Genomic DNA, 22,660 nt, shown 5'->3' with positions numbered 1-22,660 from the left:
GGTCAGGCCCCCTGGCGCGCGGCGGCGCGGCGACCGGCGCGGCGGCCGTTGACGGCCTGCCGCACGCCGTACGTGAAGGCGGCGACGCGCACCACCGGCGAGCCGAGGGTGGCGGCGAACAGCGCGGTCAGCGCGGAGGCGTTGGTGGTGATCTGCGCGGCGTTCGTGGTGATGGTGTCGACCTTCTCCATCTGCTCGTTCGCCTGGCCGACCGTGGTGGTCACCTCGGCGATGAGCGGGACGGTCGAGTCGGACACGCCCTTGATCGCGGCGCGGGCCTCGTCGAGCACCTGGCCCAGCTTGAGGATCGGCCGCGCCAGCAGGGCGACCAGGACGACGAACGCGATGGCCGCGATGAGCCCCGCGACATCTCCGACGGACAAGGGGACTCCTGAGCTCTGGGGCGACTACCCGGTCAGCGGTGCCCGGCGACCCTACCGCGCAGGGCGCGGCGCACCGGGCTGCGCTCCCCCGGCCCCGGCGGACGGATGACGACGCTCAAGATCGTCCCCGCTGCGGTCGATGCCGCTGCGTGAGGTTCGAGCGCGCGCTCGCGACGGCACCACGGGGGGTGGTCGTCGCCGTCATCGGCGTGTGGACCGTCGGGCTGCACGTGGTCCAGCTGGTCACGGTCGCGCTCACCCACACGCCCGGGAGCCGTGCTCCGGCCGTCGCGAGCCTCCTGGCCTGGGTCGCCATCACGGCGTGGGCCCTCCTCCCCGGCCGCCGGATGAACCGCGCGGAGGCCGCCCTCGCCCTCAGCGCGGGCTCGGTGGCGGTCACCGCGTACGCGCTGGCGAGCGACACCCCCGGACTGGCCCACCTGGTCTCCGTGGGGCTGTTCGGCTACGTGCTCGGCGTCGGCACCCTGAGCGCAGGGCGGTGGGCCCTCGCGGCCGACCTCGTCATCCTGTGCTGCCAGGCGCTCGCCATCAGGGCCGCCACCGCGCCGGGGCCCTTCGGGGTGATCGTCGTGGTCGCTGCCGTGGTCACCACGGCGGTGACGTGCACGGCGGTGTGGTCCATGCAGCGCTCGCTGCGCGCCACGGTCGCCAGCTCGCGGAAAGCGGCCCTGCACGACCCCCTCACCGGCCTCCTCAACCGGCGCGGCATGGAGGAGCGCTTCCCGGAGCTGCTGGGGGCGGCGGGAGCAGGGCACCGGCCCGCCGCGGTGGTCCTCGACCTCGACCGGTTCAAGCGGATCAACGACCTGCACGGGCACGACGCCGGGGACCTGGTCCTCACCCTCGTCGCGGACCTGCTGCGCGCCCGCGCGCGCGAGGGCGACCTCGTGGTGCGCCTCGGCGGCGAGGAGCTCGCCTGGCTGGGGACGTGGCCCAGCCTGGAGGCCGCGACGACCGCCGCCGAGGAGCTGAGGCGCCGCACGGCGATGTGCTCCGCGCAGGCGGGCACCACCGTCACCACGAGCATCGGCGTGGCCTTCGCCACCGCGGCGACGCTGGCCGCCCCCGCCGACGAAGCCCTCTCCCGCCTCCTCGTCCGCGCCGACAAGGCCCTCTACGAGGCCAAGCGCAGGGGCCGCGACCAGGTCGTCGCAGCCTCTGCTGACACGGCACCCCCCACGAACGGCACGGACCCCGCCCCGCGAGAGCGGGACGGGGTCCGTGCAGTGCCTCAGCGGTCGTGACCGCGGGGAACTCCGCTGGGGGTCAGCGCGCGTAGAACTCGACGACGCGGGAGACCTCGCAGGTCACGGGGACCTCCTCGCGAGTGGGGCGGCGCGCCAGGCGCACCTTCAGGTCGGCGAGCTGCACCTCGAGGTAGCCGGGCAGCGTGGGCAGCACGTCGCGGTGGGCGCCGGCGGCGGCCACCTGGAACGGCGTGGTCTGCGCGCTCTTGGCGTGCACCGAGATGATCTGGCCCGGGGTCACGCGGTAGGACGGGCGGTCCACGCGCTGGCCGTCGACCAGGATGTGGCGGTGCACGACCAGCTGGCGGGCCTGGGCGATGGTGCGGGCCAGGCCGGAGCGCAGGACGAGGGCGTCCAGGCGCATCTCGAGCAGCTCGATCAGCACGTCACCGGTGCGGCCCTGCGAACGGCGGGCCTCCTCGAAGGTGTTGCGCAGCTGCGCCTCGCGGATGCCGTACTGGGCGCGGAGGAGCTGCTTCTGGCGCAGGCCCAGGGAGTACTCGGACTCGGTGCGGCGACGGGCGCGGCCGTGCTCGCCCGGCGGGTAGGGGCGGACCTCGAAGTAGCGCGCGGCCTTCGGCGTGAGCGGCACCCCGAGGGCGCGGGACAGGCGGACCTGGCGGCGGTTGCGGTTGGAGTGGGACACGAGCGGGTGACTCCTTCTCGGGGTGGGCACTCGCGGTCGCACCCCCGCCCAGGAGGGGCGGGACGACCGGCGAACGACGGCGGCCTCCCGGCCCCGGAGCGGGGAGCGGTGACCACGAGGCGCGGGCGCCAGACGGCGCAGCACCAGCGGAGAAGACTACCGCAGCCAGCAGGTCGGGCCGTCAGCCCCGCTCCCGCCGCTCAGCGCTGGCGCAGCAGCGCCCTGATCCGCTGGAGCCGCTCGCCGATGCTGCGCTCGGCGCCGCGGTCGGTGGGGCGGTAGTACTCGCGGTCGGCGAGGTCGTCCGGGGCGTACTGCTGCGAGGCGACGGCGTGGGGCGCGTCGTGGGCGTACACGTACCCCTTGCCGTGGCCGATCCGCTGGGCCCCGGCGTAGTGGGCGTCGCGCAGGTGCGCCGGCACCGGTCCGCCGCGGCCGGCGCGCACGTCGGCGATGGCCGCGTCGACCCCCAGGTAGGCCGCGTTGCTCTTCGGGGCCGTCGCGAGGTGCACCACGGCCTGCGCCAGGACGATGCGCGCCTCCGGCATGCCGATGAGCTGCACGGCCTGCGCCGCCGCGACGGCCGTCTGGAGGGCGCTGGGGTCGGCCATGCCGACGTCCTCGCTGGCCGAGATGACCAGCCGGCGGGCCACGAAGCGCGGGTCCTCCCCCGCCTCGAGCATGCGGGCGAGGTAGTGCAGCGCGGCGTCGACGTCAGAGCCGCGCAGGCTCTTGATGAGCGCGCTGGCGACGTCGTAGTGCTGGTCGCCGCCGCGGTCGTAGCGGACGGCGGCGATGTCGACGGCGCGCTCGGCCGCGGCGAGGTCCACCCTGGCCGGCCCCGGCCCGCCCTCCCCCTCGTCGCCGGACGACGACGAGGACGCCCGGGCGTCCAGCGCGAGCCCCGCTGCCGCCTCCAGCGCCGTCAGGGCGCGGCGGGCGTCGCCCCCGGCCAGGCGCACGAGGTGGGCCAGGGCGTCGTCGTCGAGGGCCACCTGACCGGCCAGACCGCGCTGGTCGGCGACGGCGCGGAGCAGCAGGTCGCGCACGTCGTCGTCGGTGAGCGGCGCCAGCCGCAGCAGCAGCGAGCGGCTCAGCAGCGGGGAGACCACCGAGAAGCTGGGGTTCTCCGTGGTGGCGGCGATGAGCACCACCCAGCGCTCCTCCACCCCGGGGAGCAGGGCGTCCTGCTGGGCCTTGGTGAACCGGTGGATCTCGTCGAGGAAGAGGACGGTGCGCCGGTCGTGCAGGTCGCGGCCGGTCTTCGCGGCGTCGAGCACGCGCCGGACGTCCTTGACGCCGGCGGTGACGGCGGACAGCTCCTCGAAGCGCCACCCGGTGCCGCGGGCGACCACGTGGGCGAGCGTCGTCTTGCCCGTCCCCGGCGGGCCCCAGAGCAGCACCGACGCAGGGCCCGCCCGGCCGTCGCCGCCCTCCACGAGGCGGCGCAGCGGCGCGCCGGGGGTCAGCAGGTGCTGCTGGCCGGCGACCTCGTCGAGGGTGCGCGGGCGCATCCGCACCGCCAGCGGGGCCCTCACCGAGCGCGGCGAGGGCGCAGCGGACCCTGCGCCGCCGTCCTCGTCGTCGTCCCCGAGGCCCCCGCTGAACAGGTCGGCCGTCATCTCAGCGGACGTGCTCCTTCAGGAAGGCCACCGCGGCGGACCAGGCGGCCTTCGCGGAGGCCTCGTCGTAGGAGGGGCGCTCGTCGTTGACGAACGCGTGGTCGGCCTCGTAGAAGCGGACGTCGGCCTGGACGCCGGACTGCTCGCGGATCTTCGCGGCGGTGGCCTCGACGGCCTCGCGGGTGATGCGGTCGCGGGTGGCGTAGTGGCCCTGCACGGCGGCGCGCAGTCCGGAGTAGTCGGTGGCCTCGACGTCGGGCAGGCCGTAGAACGGCACGGCGGCGCTGACGCGCTCCCCCTGCTGCGCAGCGAGCGTCAGCACGAACGAGCCGCCCATGCAGAAGCCGACCACCCCGACGGTGCTGGAGGTGACCTCCGGGCGCGCGAGGAGGTGGTCGACCGCGCCGGCGAGGTCGCGCGCGGCGCGGTCGACGGGGAGCTCCTGCATGAGGCGCATCGCCTCGGCGCCGTCGTGCGTGGTGGCACCGCCGTACAGGTCCGGTGCCAGGGCCACGAAGCCCTCGGCGGCGAAGCGCCGGGTCAGGTCGGCGATGTGCGTGGTCAGGCCCCACCACTCCTGGATGACGACGAGTCCCGGCCCGGAGCCCGCCGGCGGGAGCTCGAGGTAGCCGTGGGCCGTGCCCGCGCCGCTGGGGAACTCGACGTTCTGCTCGCTCACCCCCACATCCCAGCACGCGCCCCCGACACCCACCCCTCCCCCCACCAGCCGTGATCATGGGCGTCCGNNCGGACGCCCATGATCACGGACGGGGGTGGGGTCCGGGGTGGCGCACTCCGGGCGATCCGGACGTAGCGTGAGGTGGTGACGCACACGACGTCCGTCCTCAGCGCCTTCCCCGAAGACCTGCCCACCACCCTGGGCGCCCTGCGCAGCAGCGGGCTGCCCCAGGCCGAGCCCCGCTCGGTCAAGGCCGAGCTGCGCGAGAACCTCCTGGCGCGGATGCGCGCCGGTGAGCCGCGCTTCCCCGGCGTCGTCGGCTTCGACGACACCGTGCTGCCCGAGGTGGAGCGCGCCCTGCTCGCCGGGCACGACCTCGTGCTCCTCGGCGAGCGCGGCCAGGGCAAGACCCGCCTCATCCGCTCCCTCGTGGCGCTGCTCGACGAGTGGACGCCCGTCATCGAGGGCTCCGAGCTGGGCGAGCACCCCCTCGAGCCGATCACCCCGGCCTCGGCCCGCCGGGCGCGCGAGCTCGGCGACGACCTGCCGGTCTCCTGGCGGCACCGCTCCGAGCGGTACGCCGAGAAGCTGGCCACCCCGGACACCTCCGTCGGCGACCTCATCGGCGACGTCGACCCGGTGCGCATCGCCGAGGGCCGCACCCTGGGCGACCCCGAGACCATCCACTTCGGCCTGGTCCCCCGCACGCACCGCGGGATCTTCGCCGTCAACGAGCTGCCCGACCTCGCCGAGCGCATCCAGGTCTCGCTGCTCAACGTGCTCGAGGAGCGCGACGTGCAGGTGCGCGGCTACACGCTGCGCCTGCCGCTGGACGTGCTCGTGGTGGCCAGCGCGAACCCCGAGGACTACACCAACCGCGGCCGCATCATCACCCCCCTCAAGGACCGGTTCGGGGCGGAGGTGCGCACGCACTACCCCCTCGACGTCGACCTCGAGGTGGAGCTCGTGGCGCAGGAGGCCCAGCTCGTGGCCGACGTGCCGCGGCACCTGCTCGAGGTGGTCGCACGGTTCACGCGGGCCGTGCGCGAGTCGCCGGCGGTCGACGCGCGCTCGGGCGTCTCGGCGCGCTTCGCCGTGGCCGCCGCCGAGACCCTCTCGGGCGCGGCGCTGCGGCGCGCGGCGCTGACCGGCGACGAGCCGGTCGCGCGCGTCGGCGACGCGTACGGCGTGGTCCCGACGCTGCGCGGCAAGGTCGAGTTCGAGTCCGGTGAGGAGGGCCGCGAGGAGGAGGTGCTGGTGCACCTGCTGCGCACGGCCGTCGCGGAGGTCTTCCGGGCGCGGCTCGGAGGGGCGGACCTCTCGGGCTTCACCACGCTGGTGGCCGAGGGCGGCACGGTCTTCACCGGCGAGCTGGTGAGCAGTGCCGAGCTGCTGTCGCAGATCGGCAGGGTCGAGGGGCTCGCCCGCGTGCTGGCGCGCCTCGACCTGCCGGAGGCCCCGACGCCCGGGCAGGCCGCCTCGGGGGTGGAGATGGTCCTCGAGGGCCTGCACCTCACGCGCCGGCTGGCCAAGGACGTCGAGGCCGGCAGCGACGGCCACGGCGACCGCGCCGTCTACGGCGGCTGAGAGAGCTTTCGACGACGACGGTGGCACGGGCTGCGAGGGGGACGCGATGAGCAGGGCCTACCGGTACGGCGCGTGGGACGGCGGCGCGGACCCGCTCGCCCCTCCGTACGACGTGCGCGCCGCCGTCGACGCGATCGGGCGGGACGTCATGCAGGGGCGGTCGCTGCAGGAGGCTCTGCGCGACCTGCTGCGGAACGGGCTGGACGACGACCGGGGGCGCCGCGAGGGCCTCGACGCCCTGCGCGAGCGGGTGCGGCGGCGGCGTGAGCAGCTGCGGAGCTCCGGTGACCTGTCCGGCTCGCTGCAGCAGGCGCGGGAGAAGCTCGAGCAGGCGCTCACCACGGAGCGGGCTGCGCTCGACCAGAAGGCGGCCGAGGCGGCCGAGCGCGAGTCAGCCGGCGAGGAGGGGGCCGGGGCCGACGCCAGCGAGGCGGCGCTCGCCCACGCCCAGCTCGACGCGCTCCCCCGGCGCACAGCCGCCGCAGTGCGGGAGCTCGCCGACTACGACTGGACCTCGCAGGCGGCGAAGCAGACCTACGAGGAGCTCCTCGACGACCTCCGCCAGCAGGCGCTGCGGGCGCAGATCCCCGGGCTCGGCCAGATGGGCCAGCAGGGCGAGGGCGGGCAGCAGGGCGAGGGCGGCCAGCAGGGCCAGTCGATGGAGGGCGTCAAGGAGCTCCTGGGAGACCTCAACGCGCTGCTCGCCGCCCACGAGCGCGGTGAGGACACCACCGAGCAGTTCGCCGAGTTCATGGCCGAGCACGGCGACGCGTTCCCCGAGGACCCGAAGGACGTCGACGAGCTGCTCGACGCCCTCGCGCAGCGCGCTGCCGCCATGCAGCGGCTCATGCGGTCGCTGTCCAAGGAGGAGCGCAGCCAGCTGCAGCAGCTCATGGCGCAGGCCATGGCCGACGCCGGGCTGGAGGCCGAGGTCAGCGCGCTCAACCAGCACCTGCAGGACCTGCGCCCCGGCGCCTTCGTGCGCGGGCGTGGCCGGGAGTCCTTCAACGGCTCCGAGCCGCTGGGGATGGACGACGCCACGGGTGCGCTCGCCGAGCTGGCGGACCTGGACGACCTCGACGACCAGCTCGCGATGGACGGTCCCGGCCAGGGGCTCGACGACGTGGACGTCGAGGCGGTCGAGCGCCAGCTCGGCACCGGGGCCGCCAACCAGCTGCGCCGCCTCGCCGAGCTGGAGCGCGAGCTGAAGAAGCAGGGCTGGCTCACCGGCCCGGCCAGCCAGCTGCAGCTCTCCCCCAAGGCGCTGCGCCGGCTCGGGCAGACGGCGCTGCGCCGTGTCTTCGCCGACCTGGAGTCCTCGCGGCGCGGGTCTCACGACGAGCGCTCCGCCGGCGCGGCCGGGGAGGCCACGGGCACCTGGCGCGAGTGGCAGTTCGGCGACGAGCAGCCGCTCGACTCCGTGGCCACGGTGCGCCGGGCCGTGCTGCGCTCCGCGGCGACGCGCTCGCCGTCGTCGTCCTCCTCAGCCAACGGGCAGCAGCGGGCGGTGCGGCTGCTCCCGGAGGACTTCGCGGTGGCCGAGACCGAGCGGCGCTCCAGCGCGGCCGTGGCGCTGTGCGTGGACCTGTCGTGGTCGATGTACGCCGAGGACCGCTGGGCGCCCATGAAGCAGACGGCGATGGCGCTGGCGCACCTCGTGGCGACGCAGCACCCGAGCGACGCGTTCGAGATCATCGGGTTCGACAGGACGGCGCGGACCATGTCGACCGCCGAGCTGGCCGCCGTCGAGCCGGCGTGGATCCAGGGCACCAACCTCCAGCACGCGCTGGCGCTCGCGCGCCGCCACGTGTCGAGGCACCCGGACGCGCAGCCGATCGTCCTGGTGGTCACCGACGGGGAGCCGACGGCCCACCTCGACGACGACGGCGAGGCGTGGTTCGACTGGCCGACGTCCCCGGAGACGCTGCGGCGGACGGTCGGCGAGGTGGACGCCATGACGCGCTCGCGCGTGGCGATCAACACGTTCCTGCTGGGCGAGGACCCGGGCCTGCGGCGCTTCGCCGACGCGATGGCGCGGCGCAACGGCGGGCGGGTGTTCGCGCCGTCGCTGGACCGGCTCGGGGAGTTCGTGGTGTCCGACTACCTGCGCGCCCGCAACGGCTCGTCCGGTGGAGGCGCGCGCAGCCGCCGCGCCTCCTGACCCCTCGTGATCATGGACGTCCGCCACCCACCCCTCGTGATCATGGACTTCCGCCACCCTCACCACGTCCGCTGACGGATCTTCGGCTCCATCCCCAGCAGCTCCCCGAACGCCAGCTCCAGCTCCAGCGACCGCCCCAGCACCGCACCCTTGCGCGCCGGCAGCACCCGCCACCCGAACTCCCGCTCCAGCCGGAGCCGGCGCGCATCGTCGGCGTCGCGCTGGGCCTGCGTGGAGTGGAACTCCTCCCCGTCGTACTCCCCGGCCTTGCGCTGCGCCTCCCACCCCAGGTCCAACCGCATCGCACCCGGCCGCTGCTCCGGCACCCAGATCTGCACGTCAGGACGCGGAAACCCTGCATCCAGCAGCCGCAGCCGGAACCAGGACTCCCCGTAGGACTCTGCGCCACCGTCCATGTGCACGATGAGGTAGCGCGCCTGCCCTACGCCGCGGTCGCCCTTGAACTCCTCGATGCGCACCCGCAGCACCTCGGGGTCGACCAGTCCGAGCCGGTCCATGCGGTCCAGCACTGCCAGCGCCATGGGCGGGGACAGGTAGCGGGCGCAGTCCAGCGCCGTGCGCTCGGGGGGTGGTGACCAGCACCCCGCCGACCTCCATGACGTCGTGCGCGGCCAGCGGCGCCTCGAAGATCGACGCCCCGCGCCACTTCGGAGTGCGGTTGCTGGCCGGCACCAGGCCCTGCAGCGGCACCGGGGAGGTGTCCAGCGCCGGGCCGCGCGGGTCGACCCCGTGGACCATCGCCGCCAGCCCGCGACACGCGACGACGTGCGGCGGCAGGACCAGCGACGCAGCACGCGCGGCGATGAGCGGATCGGCCGCGGTACGAGCATCGACGTAGGCGCCGCGCACCAGCTCGACGACGGCGCCGGAGGTCAGGAGCCGGTCCAGCTGGTGACGGGTCATGCCCACCCCGCCGACGTCCCGCCGGGTGAAGGGCGGCAGGACGTCGGTCAGGGAGATGAGTCGTGCGACCACCCGGTGAGGGTGGCTGATCTTGCTCCGACCCTGCTGCGACCGTCCACAGGGTGGCGGACGTCCATGATCACGGCCGGAGGGTGCTCGGGAGGTCCATGATCACGGACGGGAGGGGTCAGGACGCCGGAGCGGCCTTCGGGTCGGCCTTGGGCTCGGGCTTCTTCGGGGGGCCGTCGATGCCGGCCTCGGCGCGCTGCGCCGGGGTGATCGGCGCCGGGGCCGCCGTCAGCGGGTCGTAGCCGCCGCCCGACTTCGGGAACGCGATGACCTCGCGGATCGAGTCCGACCGGGTCAGCAGCGCCACGATGCGGTCCCACCCGAAGGCGATGCCGCCGTGCGGCGGGGCGCCGTAGCCGAACGCGTCGAGGAGGAAGCCGAACTTCTCCTGCGCGTCCTCCGGGGAGATCCCCATGACCCTGAAGACCCGCTCCTGCACGTCGCGGCGGTGGATGCGGATGCTGCCGCCGCCGATCTCGTTGCCGTTGCAGACGATGTCGTACGCGTAGGCGAGCGCCTCGCCCGGCGCCTCGGGCGAGCTGTCGAAGGTGTCCAGGTGCTCCGGCTTCGGGGACGTGAACGCGTGGTGCACCGCCGTCCACGCTCCCCCGCCGACGGCGACGTCACCGGCGGCCACCGCGGCCTCGGCCGGCTCGAACAGCGGGGCGTCGACCACCCAGACGAACGCCCAGTGCGACTCGTCGATGAGCCCGCACCGCTTGCCGATCTCCAGGCGCGTGGCGCCCAGCAGCGAGCGCGCCCCCGACGCGGGACCCGCCGCGAAGAAGACGCAGTCGCCCGGCACCGCCCCGACCTTGGCAGCCAGGCCGGCGCGCTCGGTCTCCGACAGGTTCTTGGCCACCGGCCCGGACAGCTCGCCGTCCTCGCCCACCAGCACGTACGCCAGGCCGCGGTGCCCGCGCTGCTTGGCGAACTCCTGCCACGCGTCGAGCTGCTTGCGCGGCTGGGACGCGCCGCCCGGCATGACCACGGCGCCGACGTACGGCGCCTGGAAGACGCGGAACGGGGTGTCGGCGAAGTAGGAGGTGCAGTCGACCAGCTCCACGCCGAACCGCAGGTCGGGCTTGTCGGAGCCGTAGCGGGCCATCGCGTCGCGATAGGTCATCCGCGGGATGGGGGTGTCCAGCGTGTGCCCGATGAGCGACCACAGGCCGACGAGCACCTTCTCGGCGAGGGCGATGACGTCGTCCTGCTCGACGAAGGCCATCTCGACGTCGAGCTGGGTGAACTCCGGCTGGCGGTCGGCGCGGAAGTCCTCGTCGCGGTAGCACCGGGCGATCTGGAAGTACTTCTCCACCCCGGCCACCATGAGCAGCTGCTTGAACAGCTGCGGGCTCTGCGGCAGGGCGTACCAGGAGCCCGGCGCGAGGCGGGCGGGCACGAGGAAGTCGCGGGCGCCCTCGGGGGTGGAGCGCGTCAGCGTGGGGGTCTCGACCTCGGTGAACCCGTCGGCCAGCAGCACGTCGCGGGCGACGCGGTTGGCCTCGCTGCGCAGCTTCAGCGCGGCGGCGGGCGCGGGACGGCGCAGGTCGAGGTAGCGGTGGCGCAGGCGCACCTCCTCACCGGGGGCGTTCACCTGCTCTCCCGCGGCCTCGATCGGGAACGGCAGCGGCGCGGCCTCGTTGAGCACGGTCAGCTGCTCGGCCACCACCTCGACGTCACCCGTGGGCAGCGCCGGGTTCTCGTTGCCGACCGGGCGCAGGCGCACGGCGCCGGTGACCTGGACGACGAACTCGCTGCGCAGCGCGTGCGCGCCCGAGGACTCCAGCAGCTCGTCGCGGACGACCACCTGCACCACGCCGGAGGCGTCGCGCAGGTCGAGGAAGGCCACCCCGCCGTGGTCTCGGCGGCGGCCCACCCACCCGGCGAGGGTGACCTGCTCGCCGTCGTGAGCGGCGCGCAGGGTTCCTGCGGAGTGGCTGCGGAGCACGCGGAGACCTTCCTTCCAGTCGTCGGCCCTCATGACCGAGGGCCCCCGCGAGCCTAGTCGGCACCGACCGGGGTCCGCCCGGGTCACGAGCGCCGGCGGGCTGCGCCGGTGGTCACGGACGGAGGACGGCGTCGATCCAGGCGCGGACGCCGGGCCAGTGGGGCGCGTCCGGGTCGATGAGCGCCATGTGGTCCAGCTGCTCCGGTTCCACGAGCTCGACGGCCGCCCCGTCAGCAGCAGCGGCGGCGGCGTAGTCGCGGCTGTGCTCGACGGGCACCCGTGCGTCGTCGGTCCCGTGGACGACGAGCACGGGGCACGCCGGCCACGGCCGCTGGCGCGGCGAGGCCGTCCGGTAGGCCTCCGGGTCAGACTCCGGCGAGGCGCCCACGAGCTCCGCGACGGCCCCGCTGCCGATGCCCTCGGCGTACCCGCGGACGAGGTCGGTCACCGGGGCGAGGGCGACGACGGCGTCTGCGACCGCCGAGTGCAGGAGGGCCAGGTGGCCCCCGGCGGAGTGGCCGACCAGCAGGACAGGCCCGGTGTCGTCGTCCTGCTCGTGGAGCGCGGCCAGGCCCGCGGCGACGTCGTCCGACGTCTCCGGCCAGCCTCCCCCGGACCCGATCCGCCGGTACTCCGGCACCGCGACCCGCCAGCCCCGCTCCAGGAGCGCCGGCACGAGCGGGTGCATGAGGTCGGCGGCCCACGGCGTGCGCCAGTAGCCGCCGTGCACCAGCACGGCCGTCCCGCGAGGCCGACCGGTCGGCGACCAGACCCCGACCTCCTGCTGGGGGTCGTCGCCGTACCTCAGCACCCGGCGCTCCTCGTGGATGGTCACGGCAGCTGTGCTCCTCAGGCTCTGGCAGTGTCAGGTCCTGCCTCAGTGTCCGGTCCTGGAGGCCGGATCCGGCCGCGAGAGCCTGACGCCGCAGGGTGGCTGACAGGGTGGCCGACCGTCCATGATCACGGACGGGGGACGTGGGACCTGGACTGGACGGAGACCACGGCCAGGCCGAGCCCGGTGGTGAACGCCAGCAGGTGGCCGGCGTTGGTGAAGTCGGTGTCCACGGCGATGAGCACCACCAGCGCCGCGAACCCGCCCACCACGTAGACCCAGCGCCACCGGCGCGGCACGACCGCCGCGAGCAGGCCCGCCATCCCCGCCAGGGCGTAGCTGACGCCGACGTCCGGCGCGGTGGTCACGCTGGGCGGCACGAACCCGTGCCGCACCCCGGCGGCGAGGAACGTCGCCACGAGCAGCGTGGCTCCGACGTGCCCGAACAGCGCCGCGAGCACCGTGGACGCCCGGCCGATGGCGCGGCTGCACAGCGTCATCACCACCACCAGCGGCAGCAGGAGCAGGACCTCGCCGAAGTCGCGGACCACGAAGGCGCTCAGCAGCAGCACGGCGGCCGGGTCGTGGCGGAGGTTGGCGATGTTGGTGCTGGCGGAGAGCACCGCCTGCTCGTGGAGGCGCTCCGGCAGGAGGGCGAGGACGGCGGCCACCACCAGCACGAGCCCCGCGTAGGCGAGGGCCAGCTCGCCGCCGCGGGCCCACCGCGGCCAGCGCGACCACCCGCGCCGGTCGCGGTCACCAGCTGGTCACCGGGTGGTCACCAGCTGCCGTGGACGTGCTCGCGGATGCGCTCGTCGTAGATGCGCTCGAAGGCGGCGAGCACGTCGTCCCCCAGCGGCGCGACCGACGCGGCCGCGGCGTTCCCGCGCGCCTGCTCGGGGTTGCGGGCCCCCGGGATCGCCGTCGTCACGCCGTGCTGGTCGAGGATCCACCGCAGCGCCAGCTGCGCGGTGGTGACGCCCTCGCCCGCCTGGGACGCCAGCGCCGCCACCTCGCGGGCCGCGGCCACGCCGACGTCGTACGGCACCCCGGAGAACGTCTCGCCCTTGTCGAACTGCTCGCCGTTGCGGTTGAAGCTCCGGTGGTCGTCCTCACCGAACTGCGTGGTCTCGTCGTACTTGCCCGTCAGCAGCCCGGACGCCAGCGGCACGCGAGCGAGGATGCCCACGCCCGCCTCGGCGGCCGCCGGGAGCACCCGCTCGAGCGGCTTGCGGCGGAACGCGTTGAGGATGATCTGGACGCTCGCCACGCCGGGCCGAGCGATGGCGGTCAGCGCCTCGTCCACGGTCTCCACGGAGACGCCGTACGCGGCGATCGCGCCGTCGGCGACGAGCTGGTCGAGGGCGTCGAAGACCGCGTCGTCGGAGAACACGGGCGTCGGCGGGCAGTGCAGCTGCACCAGGTCGAGCCGGTCCACGCCGAGGTTCTTGCGCGACCGGTCCGTCCAGTCCCGCAGGTTCTCGGCGGTGAACGCCGCCGGCACGTGGGGGTCGGCGCGGCGGCCGCACTTGGTGGCCACGAACGGCCGGTCGGCCTCGGGCAGCTCGCGCAGGAACTGGCCGATGAGCTGCTCGCTGCGGCCGTCGCCGTACACGTCGGCGGTGTCGAACAGGGTGATGCCGCTCTCGAGGGCCGCGTGCAGCGTGGCGGTGGCGTCGGCGTCGCTGACGTCGCCCCAGCCGCCGCCGATCTGCCAGCACCCCAGCCCGATCACGCTGACCTGCGCACCGGTGCGCCCGAGCGTCCTCGTCTCCATCGTCGTCATGCTCCGCACGCTACGGCCCGCTCGCTGTGAGCGCTCTCAGAAGAGGGTGGGCGCGGGCTCCGCGCCCGTCGTCGTCATGACCGCGCGGGAGGAGGACGACGACGGCGGGGCGGTCAGCGGGAGGCTGCCCTCCGGCCACGCGCCCTCGCGCAGCTCGCCGCTGGTGGACGCGGCGAACCCGTGCTGCTCCAGCAGCGGGGCCAGGCGCGCCGCGAGCGCCTCGCGGTAGCCGCGCGGGACGTAGGCACCGCGGCGGTACAGCTCGCGGTAGGCCGGCACGAGGTCCGGGCGGTGGCGCCCGACCCAGCGGGCGACGTGCTCGCGCGCCCCGGGGCGCAGGTGCAGGGGCACCACGGTCACACCGGTGGCGCCGGCCGCGGCGACGTCCGCCAGGGCGGCGTCGAGCTGCTCGGCGGAGTCGGTGAGGTGCGGCAGCACCGGGGCCAGGAACACCCCGCACGGCAGGCCCGCGGCGCGGACCGCGCGGACGAGGTCGAGCCGGGCACGCGGCGTCGGCGCCCCGTGCTCCAGGGAGCGGTGCAGCTCGTCGTCCCACACCGCGATGGAGACGCCCACCCCGACCGGCACGTCGCGCGCGGCATCGGCCAGCAGGGGCAGGTCGCGGCGCAGGAGCGTGCCCTTGGTGAGCACGGAGAAGGGCGTCCCGGAGCGGTGCAGCGCCTCGACGACCCGGGGCATGAGGCGGTAGCGGCCCTCGGCCCGCTGGTAGGGGTCGGTGCCGGTGCCGAGCACCACGTGCTCGCGGTTCCAGCTGGGCTTCCCCAGCTCGACGGCGAGCCGCTCTCCCACGTTGGTCTTGACGACGATCTCGCGGTCGAAGCCCTCACCCGTGTCGAGGTCCAGGTAGCTGTGCGTGTAGCGGGCGTAGCAGTACGTGCACGAGTGGGAGCAGCCCCGGTAGGGGTTGACCGTCCACCGGAACGGCATCGCGCTCATCGCGGGCACCTGCGACAGCGCCGACTTCGCGAGGACCTCGTGGAAGGTCAGGCCGGCGAACTCGGGCGTCGTGGTGGTGCGCAGCAGTCCCGGTACCGAGGCAGCGCCGACCAGCGCACCCTCGTCCTGTCCGGCCACCGCCTGCCCGCTCCAGCGCACCGCGAGAACGTACACCTGTTCGATGCCGGCGCGCTGTGCCAGGCTCCCGCCTGTGGACATGAAGCTCGAGCTGGTGCCGCTGCCCGTCTCCGACGTCGACGCCGCCAAGGCCTTCTACGCCGACCGCCTCGGCTTCACCGTCGACGTCGACGTCGCTCCCGCCCCCGGGATCCGCGTGGTGCAGGTGACGCCGCCGGGATCGGCGTGCTCGATCGGCTTCGGCAGCGGGCTGCCGGTGTACGAGGGCGAGCCCGGCTCGGTCCGCGGCCTGCACCTCGTCGTCGCCGACGTCCAGGCGGCCCGGGCAGAGCTGCTCGGCCGCGGCGTGGACGTCGGCGAGGTCACCGACGCCGGCGGCGGCGTGCTCTACGCCGGCCTGCAGGACCCGGACGGCAACTCCCTCGTGCTCCAGCAGATGCCCTGGCGCACCGGCGACGCCTTCTGAGCCAGCGCAGTCAGCGAGCGGCGGGAGCCGCGGCCTCCCCTGCGGGCGCGGAGAACTGCGCCTCGTAGAGCCGCGCGTACGCCCCGCCCACGGCCAGCAGCTCGGCGTGCGTCCCCTGCTCGACCAACCGGCCGGACTCCATGACGAGGATGAGGTCGGCGTCGCGGATGGTGGACAGGCGGTGGGCGATGACCAACGCGGTCCTGTCGCGTCGCAGCTCCGCCATGGCCCGCTGGACGAGCAGCTCGGTGCGGGTGTCCACCGAGCTGGTGGCCTCGTCGAGGATGAGCAGCTTGGGCCTGCGCAGGAACGCTCGCGCGATGGTCAGCAGCTGCCGCTCCCCCGCGGAGAGGTTGGAGGCCTCGTCGTCGATGACGGTGTCGTACCCGTCGGGCAGCGACCTCACGAAGCGGTCCGCGAGCGCGTCGCGGGCGGCCTGCTCGACCTCGGCCTCGGTGGCGTCGGGGCGGCCGTAGCGGATGTTGTCGCGGATGGTGCCGCCGAACAGCCACGTGTCCTGGAGCACCATGCCAGTGGCGGCGCGCAGGGCGGACCGGGGCAGGTCGCGCACGTCGACGCCGTCCAGCAGGATCCGCCCGCCGTCGACCTCGTAGAACCTCATGACGAGGTTGACCAGCGTGGTCTTGCCGGCGCCGGTCGGACCGACGATCGCGACCGTGTGGCCGGGCTCGGCGACCAGCGACAGGTCCTCGACCAACGGCTTCGACGGGTCGTAGCTGAAGGAGACGTGCTCGAACTCGAGCCGCCCCGGCCCGTCGACCACCGCGGCAGCGGAGGCCGCCGAGTCCGGTGTCTGCTCCTCGGCGTCGAGCAGCTCGAAGACGCGCTCCGCGCTGGCCACCCCGGACTGCAGCAGGTTGGCCATCGACCCCAGCTGCGCCAGCGGCTGCGTGAACTGCCGGGAGTACTGGACGAACGCCTGCACGCTGCCGATGCCCAGCGACCCGCCGGCCACCACGAGGCCGCCCACCACGGCGATGCCCACGTAGACGAGGTTCCCCACGAACGTCAGCGCCGGCATGATCAGCCCGGAGACGAACTGGGCGCCGAACGCGGCGTCGTGCAGCTGGCCGTTGGTCACGGCGAAGCGCTCGGCCACCTCACGGCGCCGCCCGAAGACCTTGACCAGCGCGTGGCCGGTGTAGGCCTCCTCGACCTGCGCGTTGAGCTCGCCGGTGCTCTTCCACTGGGCCACGAAGAGCTTCTGGGACCGCTTGGCGATCAGCCCCGTCACCACCACGGTGAGGGGGATCGTGACCAGCGCGACGAGCGCCAGCAGGGGAGAGATCCACACCATCATCACGACGACGCCGACCACCGTCAGCAGCGACGTCACCAGCTGGCTCAGGGTCTGCTGGACGGTCTGGGAGATGTTGTCGATGTCGTTGGTGACGCGGCTGAGCAGCTCACCGCGCGGCGTGCGGTCGAGGTGCGAGAGCGGGAGGGCGTTGATCTTGCGCTCGACGTCCTCCCGCAGCCGGTAGACGGTGCGCTGGGTGACGCCGGCGAGCACGTACCCCTGCAGCCACCCGAGCACCGCCGAGGCGACGTACAGCGCGAGCACGAGCGTCAGCAGCGACCCCAGCGCGCCGAAGTCGACGCCCTGGCCGGGCGTGAAGTCCACGGTGCGCAGGAAGTCGACCTCCGACCCCTGGCCCGCCGCCTGCAGCTGGGCGAGCACGGCGTCCTTCGTGGTGCCGCCGGGGAACCGCACGCCGACCGCACCGGCGACCACGAGGTCGGTGGCCCTGCCGAGCATCTTGGGTCCCGCCACCGCGAGCGCCACCGACGCCGTTCCCACGACGACGACGAGCGCGATCCACGCCCGCTCCGGCCGCAGGCGGCCGAGGAGGCGCCGGGCGCTGGGCCAGAAGTCCTTCGACTTCTCGGCAGGCATCGCCATGCCCATCATGCCGCCGCCGCCCATGGGACCGCGGCGCTGCGGCGGGACCGGCCGAGCCGGGGTGGAGGTGCTCATGCGACGACCCCCGCGTCGGTGGCGGACAGCTGGCTGGCGACGATCTCCTGGTACTCCGGGCAGGTCTCCAGCAGCTCGGCGTGCGTGCCGCGGGCGACCACGCGCCCGTGCTCCAGCACGAGGATCTGGTCCGCCGAGACCACCGTGGCGACCCGCTGGGCCACCACGACGCGCGTGGCGTCCCGCACCCCGTCAGCACCGTCGAGCGCGGCGCGCAGCCGGGCGTCGGTGGCGGTGTCGAGGGCGCTGAACGCGTCGTCGAAGACGTAGACGGCGGGTCTCTTGACCAGCGCGCGGGCGATGGCGAGCCGCTGGCGCTGCCCGCCGGAGACGCTGGTGCCGCCCTGCGTGACCGGCTCCTCCAGCTGCCCGGGCATCGCGCGGACGAAGTCAGCCGCCTGCGCGATCTCCAGCGCCTCCCACAGCTCGGCGTCGGTGGCGTCCGGCCGCCCGAACCGCAGGTTGGACGCGATGGTGCCGGCGAACAGCAGGGCGCGCTGCGGCACCAGGCCGATGCGGTCCCACAGCACGTCCGGTTCGAGCCGGCGCACCTCCACGCCGTCCACGAGCACTGCGCCGCCGGTGACGTCGAACAGGCGCGGCAGCAGGTTGACCAGGGTGGTCTTGCCCCCTCCGGTGGACCCGACCACCGCCGTCGTCGTCCCCGGAGCGGCGGTGAAGGAGATGTCGCGGAGCACCGGTGCCTCGGCGCCGGGGTAGGCGAACGTCGCGCCGCGCAGCTCGACGGTGCCGCGCAGCGCGGGGTCGAGGTCGGCCTCGCGCACGGCGGTGTCGGCGGCGGGCGGCACCACGGACGGCTCGGCGGCGAGCACCTCGCCGATGCGGTCCGCGGAGACGGCGGCGCGCGGCAGGAGGAACGCCAGCATCGTCGCCATCATCACGGCCATGAGGATCTGCACGAGGTAGGAGATGAACGCCGTGAGCTGGCCGATCTGCAGGTCGCCGTCGGCGATGCGGTAGGCCCCGAGCCACACGACGGCCACGGTGGAGGCGTTCATGACGAGCATCACCGTGGGGAACATGAGCGCCATGAGCCGCCCGGCCCGCAGCGCCGTGGCGGTGAGGTCGGTGCTGGCGGCGGCGAAGCGGGCCTCCTCCACGGGCTCGCGGACGAACGCGCGGACCACGCGGACCCCGGTGAGCTGCTCGCGCAGCACCCGGTTCACGCCGTCGAGGCGCACCTGCATGAGCCGGAACTGCGGCACCATCCGCACGACGATCGCCCCGACCGCCCCCAGGAGCACGGGGACGGCGACGACGAGCACCCACGCCATCCCGACGTCCTGGTGGAGCGCGAGCGCCACCCCACCGACGGCGGTGATGGGGCTGGTGACGAGCAGGGTCGCGCCCATGAGCACGAGCATCTGCACCTGCTGGACGTCGTTGGTGGTGCGGGTGATGAGGCTGGCGGCGCCGAAGCGCCCGAACTCGCGCTCGGACAGGGCCGCCACGTGCCCGAAGACGGCGGCGCGGACGTCGCGGCCGAAGCCCATCGCCGTCTTCGCGCCGAAGTGCACGGCGACGACGGTGGCCGCCACCTGCGCGAGCGTGACCAGGAGCATCCACAGGCCCGTGACCAGCACGTAGCGGGTGTCCCCGGTGACGACGCCCTCGTCGATGATGTCGGCGTTGAGGGTCGGCAGGTACAGCGAGGCCAGGGTCTGGAGCGTCTGGAAGACCACGACGCCCGCCAGCAGGGACCAGTAGGGGCGCAGGTAGCGCCTCAGGAGCCGAACGAGCACGCGGCCCACCTCCACGACGGCGGGGCGCTCCGGCGCTGATCAGCCAGTTGCCCCGGCGAACGAGGCTAGGCCCGCCGCTCGACCCGCCGCCAGGCCTTTCCGCTCAGGGCGATCCCCACCCCGTCCGTGATCATGGACGGCCGGAACACCGCGCTGCCAGGACACGGACCCCCGCGCGTCCTAGCCTCGTCACGACGGCGTGCTCTGGAACCCGCGGACACCGCGCCCCGCCCCGCAGGAGCCCCTGTGCGACCTGACGAGCCCGCCACCGCGACCTTCATCGGCAACGCCACCGTGCTCCTGCGCTGGGGCCCGTTCACGCTGCTGACCGACCCGAACTTCCTGCACCGCGGCGACCTCGCGTGGCTGGGCCACGGCCTCGTGACGCGGCGGCTCACCGAGCCGGCGCTGCAGGTCGACCAGCTGCCCGACCTCGACGCCGTCCTGCTCTCCCACCTGCACGGGGACCACTGGGACCGGGTCGCCCGTCGCGGCCTCGACCGCGGCCTGCCGATCATCACCACACCGCACGCCGCACGGCGTCTGCAGGGCCGCGCCGGGTTCCGGCGGGCCGACGGGCTGCGCACCGGCGAGCGCCGCACCCTGAACCGCGACGGCTGCACAGCGACGGTGACCTCCCTGCCGGGCGCCCACGCCACCGGCGTCCTGGCCCGGCTGCTCCCGCCGGTGATGGGGTCGCTCGTCGACTTCGCCGGCCCCGACGGGAAGGTGCGCACCAGGGTCTACACCACCGGCGACACCCTGCTGGTCGACGCGGTCCGCGCCCTGGCCGCTCGCCTCCGGGAGGGCGACGGCGTGGACGCGGCGCTCGTGCACCTGGGCGGCACCACGCTGCCCGGCGGCGCGGTGGTGACGCTCGGCGGCGAGGACGGCGCGGAGCTGGTGGACCTGGTGCGCCCGCGCGCCGTCGTGCCCGTCCACCACAGCGACTACGGGGTGTTCCGCTCGCCGCTGGGCGCCTTCGACGCGGCGGTGGAGCGCCGCGGCCTGCGGCACCTCGTGCAGCACGTGGCCCCTGGCGAGACGGTGGTCCTCCCCTCCTCCGCCTAGGGCGCGTCAGGTCGCGCGGCGGGAGCGGCTGCCGACCAGCCGCGCCGTCGCCGTCGCCGTCGTCACCGCGGCGAGCACGGGCACCAGCAGGGTCGTGGCGCTGCCGGTGAACTCGAGGAGCAGCACGACGGCCGTCAGCGGCGCCCGCTGCGTGACGCTGAGCACCGCCGCCGCCCCCACCACCGCGACCGCCGACACCGGCGCCCCCGGCCACAGGTGCGACCACGCGGCCGCCACGAGCAGGCCGAGCAGCGCCCCCAGCGCGACCGCGGGCGTCAGCAGACCACCGCGCGCACCCGAACCGAGGCACAGGGCGGTGGCCAGCGGCCGGGCGAGCAGCAGCACCGCGGCGGTCCCCAGGCCCAGCTGCCCGACGAACGCCAGCTCGGCCGGCGCGTGCCCGTTGCCGAGCACCTGGGGCAGCGGGACGGCGAGCACACCGACGGCCGTGAACGCGAGCGTCGTCGCCACCGGGAGCTTCCACCCGGTCGGCGCCAGCGCGCGGGAGCGGTCGGCCAGCGCCCGGAACGCCAGCCCCACCCCCGCGGCCAGCGGACCGACGACGACGGCGACCACGACGAGCGACGCGCTGGGGTCGCCGAGCCCCACGACGGTGAAGACCTGCTGCTGACCGAGGAACGGCCAGGCCACCACCGTGGCGACGACCGACGTGGCGACCGCGGCGAGCGCCACCGCCGGCGCCAGCGTGGCGAGCAGCACCTCGAGCGTGAACAGCGCTCCCCCGAGCGGCACGTCGTAGACGGCGGCGAGGCCGGCGCCCGCACCGCAGGCCAGGAGCACCCGCTGCGCGGGCTCGTCGAGCCCGCAGCGACGGGCCAGCCAGCCACCCGCGGCGGCACCGACCTGCCGGGGCGCACCCTCGCGTCCCAGGGAGGCCCCCGCTCCCACCGCGACCACCTGCAGCACGGCGTCCACCGACGTGCTGCGCAGCCGCAGCTGCCCTCCGAGCGGCCCGCGCGCGACGTCCTCCGCGCTGCGCACCGGGGGGCCCCACCGCTGCAGCGCCCACCAGCCGAGCCCGACCACCAGCCCACCGACGGCCATCGCCAGCACCCGGCGCTCCAGCTCGGCCGCCTGGACCGCGGCGCCGAAGCCGCCGTCGAGCGGACCGTGGGCGAGGCGCTGCACGAGGTGGAGCAGCCCCATGAGCGCTGCCCCCGCGAGGCCGGCGACCGCACCGGTGGTCACCACGGCGGCGGCCCACCTCAGCGGCAGCGGCACGCCGCCACCCTCCCACACCCCCTCCCCCGTGATCATGGACGGTCGGCCACCTCTCCCGGTGGCGTTCGTCCATGATCACGGCGGGTGGGTGGCTACGGTCGGCGGTGTGGACACCGGCGGCGCCTGGGGGACGCTGCTCGCCGTGGCGGGCGGGCTCGTCGTCGCGCTCCTGGTGTGCTGGCTGCTGCTCCTCGCCGTCCTCTGGCGGGTGTCGCGGGGGCGGACCACCTGGCGCGACGCGCTGCGGCTCCTGCCCGACCTCCTGCGCCTGGTGCGCCGCCTCGCCGCCGACCGCAGCCTGCCCCGCGGCGTCCGCGTGCTGCTGTGGCTGCTGCTGGGCTACCTGGCGCTGCCGGTCGACCTCGTGCCGGACGTCCTTCCGGTGATCGGCTGGGCGGACGACGTCATCGCCGTGGTCCTGGTGCTCCGCTCGGTGGTCCGGCGTGCCGGGCCGCAGGCCCTGGAGCGGCACTGGCCGGGCACGCCGGAGGGCCTCGCCGCCGTGCGCTCCGTCTGCGGCCTCACCCCCGCCTGATCAGGGCCTGAGCAGCAGCTCGCCCGCCGCCCACCGCTCCCGCACCAGCGCGGCGACGTCCTCGGCGCGCGGGGGCGGGTCGCGCAGCACGTGCCGGTCCGGCAGGTCCCCCGCGGCGCCGGAGAAGTCCGCGTGCATGCGCGCCGTGGCCGTCTGGTCGGTGAAGCCGTGACCGGTGCGCGCCGCCACCTGGCGGGACGTGCGCTCCAGGTCGGGCACCAGGACGACGACGTGCAGCTCGCCCGGCACGCGCAGGCCCTGGCGGGAGGCGGCTGCGGCGAAGGTGGGCAGGAACCACGGCCCCACCACGCCGTCGTAGACCACCGGGCACCCGCCGGCCGCGAGCGCCCCCGCGGCCGCCGCCGCTGCGGTGATGACGGTCGTGTTCTGCGCGGCAGCCTCGGGCAGCCACGGCGGCACGGCGCCCCGCTGCCAGAACGCGAAGAACGCGTCGCCGGGCACCAGCGCCCCCACGTCCAGGCCCGCGACGAGCAGTCCCGCGACGGTGCTCTTCCCGGCCCCGGGAGGCCCGGTCACCACCAGCAGGTCGGCCACCCCACCACCCTGGCGCACCGGAGGCG

At 74.9% G+C, this 22,660-nt stretch carries 20 protein-coding genes; 6 read left to right on the top strand and 14 right to left on the bottom strand.

Features of this window, described 5'->3' with window-relative positions; genetic code table 11:
• Positions 1–2 precede the first annotated feature (2 nt).
• Complete coding sequence (locus tag FHN55_RS13235) at positions 3–383, bottom strand: DUF948 domain-containing protein (RefSeq protein ID WP_139712770.1); 381 nt, start codon at positions 381–383, stop codon at positions 3–5.
• A 149-nt stretch (positions 384–532) separates the two neighbouring features.
• On the opposite strand from FHN55_RS13235, the gene FHN55_RS13230 reads away from it, so the two are divergent.
• Entirely contained in the window at positions 533–1,648 is a 1,116-nt protein-coding gene (locus FHN55_RS13230) for a diguanylate cyclase (RefSeq protein WP_139712769.1), read from the top strand.
• 22 nt (positions 1,649–1,670) lie between these two features.
• On the opposite strand, the gene rpsD is transcribed toward FHN55_RS13230, so the two are convergent.
• The 3 genes from rpsD to FHN55_RS13215 all read right to left on the bottom strand — a co-directional run bounded on the left by rpsD (position 1,671) and on the right by FHN55_RS13215 (position 4,598).
• Positions 1,671–2,297 carry a 30S ribosomal protein S4 gene (gene rpsD, locus FHN55_RS13225; RefSeq protein WP_139712768.1) on the bottom strand — a complete coding sequence of 209 codons (627 nt, stop codon included), beginning with the start codon at positions 2,295–2,297 and terminating at the stop codon, positions 1,671–1,673.
• 200 nt (positions 2,298–2,497) lie between these two features.
• A complete protein-coding gene (locus tag FHN55_RS13220) occupies positions 2,498–3,919 on the bottom strand; it encodes a replication-associated recombination protein A (protein WP_139712767.1) in 1,422 nt (473 codons plus the stop codon).
• A gap of 1 nt (position 3,920) precedes the next feature.
• Positions 3,921–4,598 carry a dienelactone hydrolase family protein gene (locus FHN55_RS13215; protein WP_257570956.1) on the bottom strand — a complete coding sequence of 226 codons (678 nt, stop codon included), beginning with the start codon at positions 4,596–4,598 and terminating at the stop codon, positions 3,921–3,923.
• Positions 4,599–4,742: 144 nt separating this feature from the next.
• On the opposite strand from FHN55_RS13215, the gene FHN55_RS13210 reads away from it, so the two are divergent.
• The gene (locus FHN55_RS13210; protein WP_139712766.1) at positions 4,743–6,185 is read left to right on the top strand and encodes a sigma 54-interacting transcriptional regulator; all 1,443 of its coding nucleotides are present in this window, start codon (positions 4,743–4,745) and stop codon (positions 6,183–6,185) included.
• A gap of 46 nt (positions 6,186–6,231) precedes the next feature.
• Entirely contained in the window at positions 6,232–8,346 is a 2,115-nt protein-coding gene (locus FHN55_RS13205; RefSeq protein ID WP_139712765.1) for a VWA domain-containing protein, read from the top strand.
• Positions 8,347–8,405: 59 nt separating this feature from the next.
• On the opposite strand, the gene FHN55_RS24150 is transcribed toward FHN55_RS13205, so the two are convergent.
• The 6 genes from FHN55_RS24150 to FHN55_RS13175 form a co-directional block, all read right to left on the bottom strand.
• Positions 8,406–8,888: a hypothetical protein gene (locus tag FHN55_RS24150; protein ID WP_180357819.1), complete on the bottom strand. Its 483-nt coding sequence runs from the start codon at positions 8,886–8,888 to the stop codon at positions 8,406–8,408.
• Between the two features lie 569 nt (positions 8,889–9,457).
• The gene (gene aspS / locus FHN55_RS13195; RefSeq protein WP_139712764.1) at positions 9,458–11,290 is read right to left on the bottom strand and encodes an aspartate--tRNA ligase; all 1,833 of its coding nucleotides are present in this window, start codon (positions 11,288–11,290) and stop codon (positions 9,458–9,460) included.
• A gap of 112 nt (positions 11,291–11,402) precedes the next feature.
• Positions 11,403–12,125 carry a S9 family peptidase gene (locus FHN55_RS13190; protein WP_257570955.1) on the bottom strand — a complete coding sequence of 241 codons (723 nt, stop codon included), beginning with the start codon at positions 12,123–12,125 and terminating at the stop codon, positions 11,403–11,405.
• A gap of 125 nt (positions 12,126–12,250) precedes the next feature.
• A complete protein-coding gene (locus tag FHN55_RS13185) occupies positions 12,251–12,802 on the bottom strand; it encodes a rhomboid-like protein (protein ID WP_139712763.1) in 552 nt (183 codons plus the stop codon).
• Positions 12,803–12,900: 98 nt separating this feature from the next.
• Positions 12,901–13,908, bottom strand: a complete 1,008-nt coding sequence (locus FHN55_RS13180) for an aldo/keto reductase (protein WP_139712762.1) — start codon at positions 13,906–13,908, stop codon at positions 12,901–12,903.
• Between the two features lie 36 nt (positions 13,909–13,944).
• On the bottom strand, positions 13,945–15,024 hold the full coding sequence (locus tag FHN55_RS13175) for an Rv2578c family radical SAM protein (protein WP_139712948.1): 1,080 nt from the start codon (positions 15,022–15,024) through the stop codon (positions 13,945–13,947).
• A gap of 58 nt (positions 15,025–15,082) precedes the next feature.
• Here FHN55_RS13175 and FHN55_RS13170 point away from each other — a divergent pair, with 58 nt between their 5' ends.
• Positions 15,083–15,469, top strand: a complete 387-nt coding sequence (locus tag FHN55_RS13170) for a VOC family protein (RefSeq protein WP_180357835.1) — start codon at positions 15,083–15,085, stop codon at positions 15,467–15,469.
• 10 nt (positions 15,470–15,479) lie between these two features.
• Here the strand turns inward: FHN55_RS13170 and FHN55_RS13165 are convergent, their stop codons facing one another.
• Both FHN55_RS13165 and FHN55_RS13160 read right to left on the bottom strand, forming a co-directional pair.
• Positions 15,480–17,468 carry an ABC transporter ATP-binding protein gene (locus FHN55_RS13165; RefSeq protein ID WP_139712760.1) on the bottom strand — a complete coding sequence of 663 codons (1,989 nt, stop codon included), beginning with the start codon at positions 17,466–17,468 and terminating at the stop codon, positions 15,480–15,482.
• Positions 17,465–19,231: an ABC transporter ATP-binding protein gene (locus FHN55_RS13160; protein ID WP_139712759.1), complete on the bottom strand. Its 1,767-nt coding sequence runs from the start codon at positions 19,229–19,231 to the stop codon at positions 17,465–17,467. Before FHN55_RS13160 ends, FHN55_RS13165 begins: the two co-directional genes overlap by 4 nt.
• Before the next feature lie 246 nt (positions 19,232–19,477).
• On the opposite strand from FHN55_RS13160, the gene FHN55_RS13155 reads away from it, so the two are divergent.
• Complete coding sequence (locus FHN55_RS13155; RefSeq protein ID WP_257570952.1) at positions 19,478–20,302, top strand: MBL fold metallo-hydrolase; 825 nt, start codon at positions 19,478–19,480, stop codon at positions 20,300–20,302.
• Positions 20,303–20,308: 6 nt separating this feature from the next.
• Here the strand turns inward: FHN55_RS13155 and FHN55_RS13150 are convergent, their stop codons facing one another.
• A complete protein-coding gene (locus FHN55_RS13150) occupies positions 20,309–21,580 on the bottom strand; it encodes a chloride channel protein (RefSeq protein WP_139712757.1) in 1,272 nt (423 codons plus the stop codon).
• Positions 21,581–21,650: 70 nt separating this feature from the next.
• Between FHN55_RS13150 and FHN55_RS13145 the strand changes: the two genes are divergently transcribed.
• A complete protein-coding gene (locus tag FHN55_RS13145; protein ID WP_257570951.1) occupies positions 21,651–22,079 on the top strand; it encodes a DUF1232 domain-containing protein in 429 nt (142 codons plus the stop codon).
• Here the strand turns inward: FHN55_RS13145 and FHN55_RS13140 are convergent, their stop codons facing one another.
• Positions 22,080–22,634: an AAA family ATPase gene (locus FHN55_RS13140; protein WP_139712756.1), complete on the bottom strand. Its 555-nt coding sequence runs from the start codon at positions 22,632–22,634 to the stop codon at positions 22,080–22,082. It lies immediately after the preceding gene.
• Between the last annotated feature and the right edge of the window lie 26 nt (positions 22,635–22,660).

Origin of the sequence: Streptomyces sp. NP160 (assembly GCF_006335115.1) — a bacterium.
Taxonomy (GTDB): Bacteria; Actinomycetota; Actinomycetes; order Actinomycetales; family Quadrisphaeraceae; genus Quadrisphaera.
Note: the sequence above shows the minus strand (reverse complement) of the source record. Positions and strands in the feature narration are given on the sequence as shown.

What these genes read in the sequence shown, in the direction of transcription:
- FHN55_RS24150 (WP_180357819.1), bottom strand. Translation starts at nt 8,888, where the DNA reads ATGGCGCTGGCAGTGCTGGACCGCATGGACCGGCTCGGACTGGTCGAC.
- FHN55_RS13220 (WP_139712767.1), bottom strand. Translation starts at nt 3,919, where the DNA reads ATGACGGCCGACCTGTTCAGCGGGGGCCTCGGGGACGACGACGAGGAC.
- FHN55_RS13205 (WP_139712765.1), top strand. Translation starts at nt 6,232, where the DNA reads ATGAGCAGGGCCTACCGGTACGGCGCGTGGGACGGCGGCGCGGACCCG.
- FHN55_RS13165 (WP_139712760.1), bottom strand. Translation starts at nt 17,468, where the DNA reads ATGAGCACCTCCACCCCGGCTCGGCCGGTCCCGCCGCAGCGCCGCGGT.
- FHN55_RS13150 (WP_139712757.1), bottom strand. Translation starts at nt 21,580, where the DNA reads ATGATCACGGGGGAGGGGGTGTGGGAGGGTGGCGGCGTGCCGCTGCCG.
- FHN55_RS13180 (WP_139712762.1), bottom strand. Translation starts at nt 13,908, where the DNA reads ATGACGACGATGGAGACGAGGACGCTCGGGCGCACCGGTGCGCAGGTC.
- FHN55_RS13170 (WP_180357835.1), top strand. Translation starts at nt 15,083, where the DNA reads ATGAAGCTCGAGCTGGTGCCGCTGCCCGTCTCCGACGTCGACGCCGCC.